Genomic DNA, 10,422 nt, shown 5'->3' on the forward strand with positions numbered 1-10,422 from the left:
CCCTTACTCGAGGCTGAACGACACACCGTCAAGCCGGAACTGATCCACCGCGCTCCTGACCCCGTCGAGCGCCCCGATACGGGTGAGCCAGCCGTCTTCGTAGATCGTGGACAGGTACGCGTCGTCGCTGTCAGCCGCCAGGCAGAGAGACAGCCTGGGCGGAGAGATTTCGCCCAGCTCACGGACACACGCGCTCACCACGGCGCCGCTCGATCCGCCCAAACCGATTCCGGTATCCGAGCGGAAGATGCGGCACATGGCGATCGTCGTCGTGTCGGCGACGCGCATGCTCCGGTCATACGAGCTCGGCTTGAGGAACGAGGAGGGCCGGCTGGCACCGATGCCCGGGACCAGCCTGGAGCCGGGCTCGACGGCGGCCGACTGGTCCCGTCCAATGTTGTGGGAGGTGGCGACGGAGGTGGCGGCGTCGACCGCCACCAAGCGGATCGGCAGTCGGAGCAGGCGCATATGAGCAGCGATCCCCGCCAGTGTCCCGCCCGTTGAGACGGCGGCATAGACGGCATCCAGATCCGGGCCGCCCTGGGCCACGATCTCCGGTCCTGTGGTCTGCTGATGCACCATTGGATTGGCGGGGTTTTCGTACTGGTTGGTCCATCGGTAGGCGGGGTTCTTCCGGCACAACTCGGCCACGGCGGCCAGCCGATTGAGCAGGTACCCGCCGTGCCCGTCCGGCTCATTCACCATGTGCAGTCGGGCGCCCGCGGCGTTCAAGCGGCGCAGGGTGGCATCCGGCGTCTTGGGATCGACGACCGCGATCAGGTGGCAGCCCAGTCTGCCCAGCAGTTGAGCCAGCGCGATCCCCAGGTTGCCAGAGGTCGATTCCACCACAACGGATCCGGGTCGCAGCGAACGGCGGGCGTCCAAGGCGCGCAGCAGCCCGAGTGCGGTGCGGTCTTTGACCGATCCAGTGGCATTGCGGGACTCGTGCTTGAGCAACATCCGGTGGAAGCGGCCTCGGTAGGCCACCCTTACCGCGGAAACCGGTGTACGCCTGATCGAGTCCAGCGACATCAGCGGGTTCGTTGTGTTCGACGGGGTCAGTACCACATTAACAAGAATGCTCTCCCGGTGCCTCGACCCAAAGTCTTTGGCGACTTCTGGTCACGAAGGGCACTCCCGCTTGCCTTGTGGGGAGTTCGCAGCCACCATCCAGTTATTTGCGCAGTCAGGCAGGGGGTCGCGGGTGAACGCTTTTTCTATCGAAGTGCAGGACCTGGTCAAGACGTATCCGAAGGGCATCCGGGCGCTGAACGAGCTGACGTTCGCGGTGCCCCAGGGAATTCTTTTCGGTCTGCTCGGCCCGAACGGTGCCGGAAAATCCACGACCGTGAAGATCCTGACGACTCTCTCGCGCGCCGACTCCGGTATCGCGAGGATCGTCGGCCTGGATGTACGCCGCAACCCGGAGCAGGTCCGGCGTGTGATCGGTGTCGTCGGTCAGAAGGCCAGCGCGGATCCGGAGGCGACCGGACGGGAGAACATCGCACTGCAGGGCAAAGTATTCGGCCTAAGCGGCCGTGTGCTTGCCGACCGTGTCACCGAGATGCTGGAGCGGCTTGACCTTGTCGCCGCCGCCGGACGGACGGTGCGCACGTATTCCGGGGGGATGAAACGCCGACTGGACATCGCGATGGGACTTGTGCATCGCCCGCAGGTTTTGTTCCTCGACGAACCGACAACGGGCTTGGATCCCGAGATACGGGCACAGATATGGGACTACCTGTCCCGGCTGGTGCGAGAGGACGGCATCACCATCTTGCTGACCACCCACTACCTGGAGGAGGCGGATCAGCTCGCCGGTCTCCTCGCCATCGTGGACCGGGGAAGGGTCGTCGCTACCGGTACCCCGAGTGAGCTCAAGGAGCGTATGCGAGCGGATACGCTGCACGTCAAAATGGGAGCATTACCGCTCAACGGCGAGATCGACCGAGCGCTCACCGGCCTGCCCGATATCAGTGAGTACAGCGTTACTGGCGACCGGCTGAAACTGCGCATCGAGAATGGCGCCGTGGCTATCACATCCGTGCTTGCCTCGCTCGAGGGGCACGGGGTAGAGGTGGCCTCCGCCACGGTCAGCCGTCCCTCGCTCGACGACGTATATCTCAGGTACACCGGCCGGTTGTTCGACGCGGACAGCGAGGTGTCCCAGTGATCGACGCAGTGGTCCACATGGGTTATATGACGCAGCGGCATATGATGTCCCTGCTCCGACAGCCGGTGCTTGTCGTGACGAAAGTGGTGGAGCCTTTCCTCTGGTTTGCGCTCTTCGCAGCTGTGTTCCACCGTGTGGTGGACATTCCGGGTTTCGGCGGCGACTACGTGGACTTCCTGACCCCGGGTGTAGTGGTAACAAGCGCCTTCTTTCCCAGTTGCTGGAATGGCATGTTGATCCTCCAGGACATCGAACGGGGCACCCTCGACCGGCTGCTGGTCACGCCGGTGCGCCGCAGCGCACTGGTGACAGGACCCGTGATGCGTCAGGTGATCAGTGGTTTCGTCCCCGCATTGGTGATCATGGGAGTGGGCCTGCTCCTCGGCGCGCGCTACGAGGGCGGCGTGGTCGGAGTCGCGGTCTTCCTCCTCGCGGTCGCGGCGTTCGGGTTCGCGATCTCGATGTTCTCGAACTTCGTGGCGCTTCTGGTGCGCAAGGAAGAGACGCTGGTCGGGCTGGTCAACTTCAGCATGATGCCGCTGACATTCCTGTCCACGACATTCATGCCGGACCATCTCGTTCCCGGCTGGGTCTCGGCCGTCGCTCGATGCAACCCCGTCAACTGGGCAGTCGAGGTGGGGAGGCAGACATTGGGAGACGGTCCGGACTGGGGTCTCGTGTTCATTCGCCTCGGTCTGCTGACCGGACTGGGAATGTTGCTGATGTCGGCGGCCGTCCGGGCCCTGGGGGCCTATCAGCGAGACGCATGATTTCGACCGTTACGGCCCACCGTCTGCGCTCGATTGACAATTACTCGCCAGGTTGCTTGAAATGTGTTGTCCGTGCACCCGCCCTGCCTCCATATTCATTCCTGTGCATCAACCTCTTCTTTCGATCAGAGATCTGAGCGACGCTGAACTCCGCTACCTGATCCGCAGGGGCGCCTGGTTCGCCGGACGATCGGGCCCCGCGCATCGACCGCTCGCCGGAAAGGTGATCGGCTCGTTCTTCACGAAAACCTCGACCCGTACCCGGACGGCCTTCGCAAGCGCGGCGTTCAGACTGGGTGCGGGCCATATTTCCTATGGGCCCGATGAACTGCAGCTGGCCACCGGCGAATCGATAGAGGATACGTTGCGCGTCTTCGCCGGCATGCTGGACGGACTGGTGGTGCGTACTGCCGGAGATCCCGGCGAGCTGCGGGCGTTGGCGGACCAGCGGCGCATGGCGGTCATCAACGCGATGACCGCGGACGAACACCCCACTCAGGCCATCGCCGATCTCACCACCCTCCAGCTGCGATTCGGAAGGATCAGCGGACTGCGCATCCTCTACGTCGGGGAGGGGAACAACACCGCTGCCGCGCTTGCGCTAGCGCTGACGCGCTTCCCCGACGTCGAACTCTGCTGTGCCACGCCGCCCGGTTACGGGATTGACCAGAAAATCTTCAGAGAAGCGCAGGCGCAGGCTGCCGGTCACGGCAGCAGCATCACGGAATGCCACGATCTTACTGCGGCGATGACCGAGGCTGACGTCGTCTATGCCACGCGCTGGCAGACCACCGGCACGTCGAAGGCGGACCCGAACTGGCGATCGCTGTTCGCGCCGTTTCAGGTGAATGCGGAGCTGATGGCCCGTCGTCCTGATGCGGTATTCATGCACGATTTACCGGCTCACCGAGGCGAAGACGTGACTGATGCGGTCCTCGAGGGGCCGTCGAGCATCGCCTTCCAGCAGGCCGAGAACAAACTTTACAGCGCCATGGCGGTGCTGGAGTGGTGCGTCCTCGGCGAGTCTTTTGCAGAGATGAATCACGAGGGAGAGCGGAATTGATTTATGAGCTGCGCGACGATCACATCGCGATTATCGGTCTGGCCGGACGGTTTCCGGGCGCCCGGGACGTTCGGGAGTACTGGCAGAATCTGATGAACGGCGTCGATTCCATCAGTACGCTGACGGACGACGAACTCCGTGCCAGGGGCGTGGCCGAGCGGGAAATCAACCATCCCAACTACATCAAGGCCGCCGCGCTCATCGAGGGCATGGCCGACTTCGACGCCGCATTCTTCGGCTTCACCCCCCTTGAAGCGAAGATACGTGACCCGCAGGCCCGCCTCTTCCTGGAGACGTGCCACGCCGCGCTGGAGGATGCCGGCTGGGTTCTCTCCGAAGGGGACGGTGTGGTCGGGGTGTTCGGTGGCGGCGCGAACGACCTGTATGGCGAGCACTACGTCAAACGCAACCGTGCCATCCGGCAGGCCGCCGGGGAGATGGGCATCGACGTCAGCAACCACCCGGACTACCTGGCCACCGGAGTCGCCTATCGCCTCGGCCTTCAGGGGCCTGCGGTGAATGTGATGACGGCATGTTCCACTTCCCTGGTGGCCGTCCACCTCGCCTGCCAGTCACTCCGCCTCGGTGACTGCGATCTGGCCCTGGCCGGCGGCGTAGAGGTGGAACTTCCCTACGGAGCCGGTCATACCTGGATCGAAGGGAGCATCTTTGCCAAGGGCGGCCGGTGCCGCGCGTTCGACGCCAAGGCCGACGGCACCCTCTTCGGCACGGGTGTCGGCGTGGTCACGCTCAAGCGACTGGCCGACGCCAGGGCGGACGGCGACCACATCTATGCGGTCATCCGTGGCTCCGCGGTCAACAACGACGGCTCCGCACGGGTGGGGTTCACGGCGCCGGGCGTGGAGGGGCAGACAAAGCTGATCACTGAGGCCCTCGCCGCTGCTGAGGTGACTCCCGACACCATCAGCTACGTCGAGGCCCACGGCACCGGCACGCTGGTAGGCGACCCCATCGAGGTGGCCGGCCTGACCCGCGCCTACCACGCGGCCGGCACGACGGCCGCTCAGTTCTGTGCCATCTCCTCCGTGAAGTCCAACATCGGTCACCTCGGGCCCGCTGCGGGTGCCGCAGGACTGATCAAGGCGTGCCTGGCCTTCGAGCACGGTGAATTGCCGCCGAGCATCCACTTCGACGAGCCCAACCCGGCGATCGACTTCGCCAACACCCCCTTTTTCGTCCATACCGAGCCGCGCCCATGGGCCCGCGGCGACCAGCCACGCCGGGCGGGGGTGAGCTCGTTCGGCATTGGCGGGACCAACGCTCACCTCATCCTGGAGGAACCTCCCGCCGAGATTCCCATGACACTGGACGGCGATGACGAACCGGATGGCGAGTGGCACATCCTCCCCGTCTCCGCCCGCACACCTGCCGCACTGGACCAGGCCGCCCTGCGCATGGCAGAGCATCTGAAGGCGCACCAAGACCTCTCGGTGGCTGATGTCGCCCATTCCCTCCAGACCGGCCGAGTGGCGCATCGTTACCGCAGGGCCGCGGTGGCCCGAGGGACCGCCGATGGCGCTGGTGCGCTGAGCGTCGCGGGTGGGCCGAGGCTGATCACAAACCAGGAGCCCGCCCGCCCCCGGACGGTGGCCTTCATGCTCCCCGGCCAGGGCTCCCAGTATGTCGGTATGGGCCGCGATCTCTACGCACACCACCCAGGCTTCCGCTACGACGTGACGGAGTGCGCGGAACTACTCCAGCCCGCCCTCGGGTTCGACCTGCGCGGTGTGCTGTTTCCCCCGGACGGTCAGAAGGGGCAGCAGGCAGAGGCGGCGGAATTGCTCGCCCAGACCCGGGTGACCCAGCCCGCGCTGTTCGTGATCGAGTACGCGATGGCCAGGCTGCTCATGTCATGGGGCATCCGGCCGGAGGGCATGATCGGCCACAGTGTCGGGGAACTGGTCGCCGCCACCCTCGCCGAAGTGTTTTCGCTGTACGACGCGCTCGACCTGGTGGCGGCCCGCGGTGAACTGATGCAGGCCATGCCACCCGGCGCCATGATGGCTGTCCCGATGCCGGAGCAGTTGCTGCGTCCTTACCTCTTTGAGGACGTGGAGATAACGGCCGTGAACGGGCCGAACCTGACTACGGTCGCCGGACCGTCGGCAGCCCTCGACTCGCTGGCCGAAGCACTCGGCGGGCAGGGCGTGCAGAGTCGCCCGCTGCACACGTCGCATGCCTTCCACTCCGCCATGATGGAGCCGGTCGTCCCGCTCTTCCGCGAGGCCGTGGCCAAGGTCACCCTTTCCCGCCCTGTGATTCCCTTTGTCTCCAACATCACCGGAACCTGGATCACCGATGAGCAGGCCACCGATCCCGGGTACTGGGCCGAGCAGTTGCGTCGGCCCGTCCGCTTCGCTGACGGGCTCAGCACGCTCGCCGGCCGTGAGAATCTCGCCCTGGCGGAGGTCGGGCCAGGGGGGAGCCTGACGTCGATGGCCCGGCAGTGCCTGCGCGGCCAGGGCTTCCCGATCGTGCCCACCATGCACCGCCCGCGCGCCGAGGCCGATGACAGGGCGGTACTGGCCGAAGCGGGCGCCCGGCTGTGGACTGCCGGCGTCGAGCTGGACTGGCGGGCCATGCGGGCCGCGGCAGGCTGTCGGCCGGGGCGCACGGTGTCGCTGCCCGGGTACCCCTATGAGCGGCAGCGGTTCTGGGTCGATCCCGATCCGGAGTGGAGCGCGGAGCGCGGCGCGAAGGAAGCCTCGGCCGTGGACGTCACCCGAGTACTGCCGATTGAGGAGGCTTTCTTCTCTCCGGTCTGGAGGGAGGCGGCGCTGCCGCCTGGCAGGCCCGCTCCGGACCCCGACCGTCGCTGGCTGGTGCTCAGCCCCGGACACGGGCCGCTCGAAGCGCTTGCCCAGGCGTTGCGTGCTGCCGGTGTGCCGGTCACCACGGCCGAGCCAGGTGCGGACTTCGAGGTGCTTGATGGCGACCGTGTGCGCCTGCGGCCCGCGCATCGGGCAGACTTCGAGGCGCTGCTCGACCGGTTCGCGGACACGGCCTACCCAACCCATGTGATTCACGGCTGGACGGCAACGGCCGCGCCGCCCGAAGCTCTCGACAACGACCACATCCGCGCGGTCACAGACTCCGGGTTCTATGCCCTGACGTATCTCGCGCAGGCCATCGACCGCAGGAGGTCCGACGACCCCGTGGAGATCACGGTCATCAGCGCCGGTCTCCAGCAGGTGTCCGGTGACGAGGACACAGACCCGATCAAGGCCCTGATAGTCGGCCCGATGCACGGCATCAACCGGGAGATGTCCGGGGTCAGCTGCCGGATCGTGGACATCCACCCTTCGCCCGCGCTGCCGGAACACGTATCGGCCGATCAGTTGCTCGCCGAGATCCACACCCGTACTGACGAGACGCAGGTGGCCTGGCGCGGCTGTAAGCGTTGGACCTGGGCGCATGAGAAGTTGCCGAGTACGGTGCGGCCCGACAAGCCTGCCGTACTGACGGAACGGGGCGTCTACCTGATCACCGGCGGACTCGGGGGCATCGGTCTGATCGTCGCGCATTACCTCGCCCGCGTTGTGGGCGCGCGGCTGGTATTGGTCGGTCGCTCGCCGTTCCCTGAGCGTTCGGCGTGGGAGGACATCGCCGGAAACGAGGAGGCCGACCCGCGCCGCCGTGACCAGATCCGGCGCCTGCTCGACATCGAGGCGGTCGGCGGCGAGGTCATGGTCGCCTCTTGCGACGTCACGGACGAGGCGCAGCTGCGCGCCGTCGCGGCGGCCGCCCGCGACCGTTTCGGTTCCATCGACGGCGTCTTTCACTCCGCAGCGGTGTCGGCCGGCGGGATGCTCACGGTCAAGACCTGTGAGGATATGGAACGAGTGCTCGGGCCGAAGGTTGCCGGCACGCTCGCCCTGCACAGGGTGCTGGGCAGCCAGGGCGCCTTCCTCGTGCTGTTCTCCTCCATCGACGCGGTGGTCGGCAACTTTGGCTTGTCCGATTACTGCGGTGCCAACAACTTCCTCGACGCCTTCGCCCGCCGTGCCGCGGCGCGCGGCGAGCCGGTGCTTTCCGTCGGCTGGGGTGTGTGGGGAGAGGTCGGCATGGCCGAGGACACCGAGACAGCGGTACCCGCGCTCTTCCGTGACCTCCAGCGGGGGGTTCGTTCGGAGGATGTGGACCTCACCCTGCTGGACCGGCGGGTCCACGACCGCACCTCGGACATCATCTACTCCACCACGCTCGACCCCGACGCGCACTGGGTTCTCACGGACCACCGGATAGCGGGGCGCGCTGTGCTGCCGGGTACCTACTGCCTGGAGGTTGTTCACGAGGCGTTCAGCGCCGCGGTCGGTGGCGACACGGTGGAGATCAGCGACATCGTCTTCTTCGGCCCCATCGCCATTCCCGACCAGCGTGAGCTGCGCGTCGTGCTACGCGAGAACGGTGACGGTTACGACGTCACCATCCTCACGAGTCCCTTGACCGGTCCGCCGAAGTGGACAGAACACGTCGCCGGGCGGGTGCGGGCCGTGAGTTTGGACCCGGCGCCGCGCCATGACCTCAAGGGGCTCCAGGAGGCCTGCGACGCAATCGAGTTCGACCAATCCGGCCAGCAGAGTTCGGGAATCGTGGCCTTCGGCGACCACTGGGACAACGTCGGTGTCGTCCGAGTCGGCAAGGGCCAGGAGATCGCCGAGCTGAGCCTGAAGGCGGCGCATCATGAGGAGTGCGACCAGTACACACTCCACCCCTCGCTCCTTGACGACGCCGTCTCCAACGCCCAGTACCTGCCCATCGAGGGTGATGAGCGCTATCTGCCGTTCGCTTACGAGAAGGTGCTGGTGCGGCGGGCGCTGCCGCCAAGGATCCACTCGCACATCCGGCACCTCGATTCCGCCGACGGCCAGATCATCAGCTCCGACGTGACGCTGATGGACGACGACGGACAGGAATTGGTCCGCATCGAGGGCTACTCCATCAGGAGGGTCGACCCCGAGAGCATCACCGCGACCGTACGGGCTCACGCCGGCGCGGCGGAGGTGGCCGAGGTGTCGGCGGTCGGCAAACCCCGCGAGGAGCGCCAGACGTACTCCTGGTCGATCACACCGGATTTCGGTTTGGACGCGCTGGGCCGTCTGCTCGACGGCTGGCCGCGACCGCATGTGGTGGTATCGCGCGAGGAGCTCGCCTCCGGTATTCGCCGCATCGCGGGTGTCACCAGCGAGGTCCTGGAACAGGAACTCTCCGACGCCGAGCTGGGGCAGAGCGTCGAGCGGTTCGTCGACACGCCCTTCGTGGAGCCCGAGACGGAGGTGCAGCGGCTGCTGGCATCGCTGAGCGCCGAGTCGCTGGGTGTGGACGCCATGGGCATCGACGACGACTTCTTCGAGCTCGGTGGCAACTCGTTGGTCGCTGTTCAGCTGGGTACGCGGATCCGCAGCCGCTTCAAAATCGAACTGCCGGTGGGGGTGATCTTCGAGCAGCCGACGGTCCGAAAGCTGGCCGAGCATGTCGAGGCCGTTCTGCTGGACAAGGTCGCGTCTCTCTCCGACGACGAGGCGGCCCAGATGCTCGCGTTGACAGAAGGGCAGTGACGGCGAGAGTGACGACCGTGGACGCGAACTGTCCACCGGAGCCGTGGACGATTTTTGCCGGCTTTGAGCCCTCGGCCAGACTGCGCCTGCTGTGCTTCCCGTTCGCGGGCGGCGGGGCTTCGACCTATCGCGCATGGGGCGCCGACCTGGCCGGCTCCGGGGTCGAGGTGTGGCCCGTACAGCTCCCGGGCCGGGAGAACCGGCGGCGGGAGCCGCCCGTCGACGATCTGGGGGTGCTCGTCCAGCAGTTGGCGGACGCCTTCGGACCTTGCCTCGGCCGGACGCCCTACGCACTGTTCGGGCACAGCCTCGGCGCCCTCATCGCTTATGAGTTCGCTCGTGAGTTGCGCCGCCGGGGCCTGCCGGAACCGGTGCGGCTGATCGCCTCAGCGCACCGAGCGCCGTCCCGACCGGATCTCGGGGCGCCGATGCACGATATGCCGCATGCGCAATTCATAGAGCGGCTACGGGAGGTCGGGGCCCTGCCGGAGCAGATGCTGCGCGAGCCGGATCTGCTGGACCTGCTGGTCCCCAAGTTCCGCGCGGACTTCGCGTTGTCCGAGCGGTACCGGTGGGAGCCGGGGAAGGCGCTCGATTGCCCGCTCACCGTACTGGGAGGCCGTGCCGACACCCTGCCGGAGCATGAGCTATGGGCGTGGGAAACCATGACGACCGGCCCGTTCCAGGTGACCCTGCTGCAAGGCGACCACTTCTATCTGCTCAACGAGTCCCGGCGACCGACCATCGAGACGGTGGACGCGCTGCTGTCACCGGTCGACGCTGACGATTAGCCAGGAAAACAGCGCCCGGTGGGCCCGGAGGCGAGCAGCCTCCGGG

6 protein-coding genes are annotated in these 10,422 nt (G+C 66.5%); 5 read left to right on the forward strand and 1 reads right to left on the reverse strand.

Going from position 1 to position 10,422, the window contains the following annotated elements:
- Window positions 1-3 precede the first annotated feature (3 nt).
- Entirely contained in the window at window positions 4-1,068 is a 1,065-nt protein-coding gene (locus tag ACFV2X_RS45165) for a pyridoxal-phosphate dependent enzyme (RefSeq protein ID WP_385627715.1), read from the reverse strand.
- 136 nt (window positions 1,069-1,204) lie between these two features.
- Here ACFV2X_RS45165 and ACFV2X_RS45170 point away from each other — a divergent pair, with 136 nt between their 5' ends.
- From ACFV2X_RS45170 to ACFV2X_RS45190, 5 genes are all read left to right on the forward strand, one after another.
- The gene (locus tag ACFV2X_RS45170) at window positions 1,205-2,173 is read left to right on the forward strand and encodes an ATP-binding cassette domain-containing protein (RefSeq protein ID WP_385627718.1); all 969 of its coding nucleotides are present in this window, start codon (window positions 1,205-1,207) and stop codon (window positions 2,171-2,173) included.
- Window positions 2,170-2,943 (forward strand): ABC transporter permease, encoded by a 774-nt coding sequence (locus tag ACFV2X_RS45175; protein ID WP_385627721.1) that lies wholly within the window; start codon window positions 2,170-2,172, stop codon window positions 2,941-2,943. The genes ACFV2X_RS45170 and ACFV2X_RS45175 overlap by 4 nt, the downstream gene beginning before the upstream one ends.
- A gap of 61 nt (window positions 2,944-3,004) precedes the next feature.
- Entirely contained in the window at window positions 3,005-4,006 is a 1,002-nt protein-coding gene (locus ACFV2X_RS45180; RefSeq protein ID WP_385627728.1) for an ornithine carbamoyltransferase, read from the forward strand.
- Window positions 4,003-9,585 (forward strand): SDR family NAD(P)-dependent oxidoreductase, encoded by a 5,583-nt coding sequence (locus ACFV2X_RS45185; RefSeq protein WP_385627724.1) that lies wholly within the window; start codon window positions 4,003-4,005, stop codon window positions 9,583-9,585. Before ACFV2X_RS45180 ends, ACFV2X_RS45185 begins: the two co-directional genes overlap by 4 nt.
- 17 nt (window positions 9,586-9,602) lie before the next feature.
- Window positions 9,603-10,376 carry a thioesterase II family protein gene (locus tag ACFV2X_RS45190; RefSeq protein WP_385627727.1) on the forward strand — a complete coding sequence of 258 codons (774 nt, stop codon included), beginning with the start codon at window positions 9,603-9,605 and terminating at the stop codon, window positions 10,374-10,376.
- Window positions 10,377-10,422: the final 46 nt, after the last annotated feature.

This window comes from Streptomyces sp. NPDC059679, assembly GCF_042734105.1.
Classification (GTDB): Bacteria; Actinomycetota; Actinomycetes; order Streptomycetales; family Streptomycetaceae; genus Streptomyces.

Coding starts and splice junctions, on each gene's coding strand:
- ACFV2X_RS45180 (WP_385627728.1), top strand. CDS start 3,005: ATGTGTTGTCCGTGCACCCGCCCTGCCTCCATATTCATTCCTGTGCAT.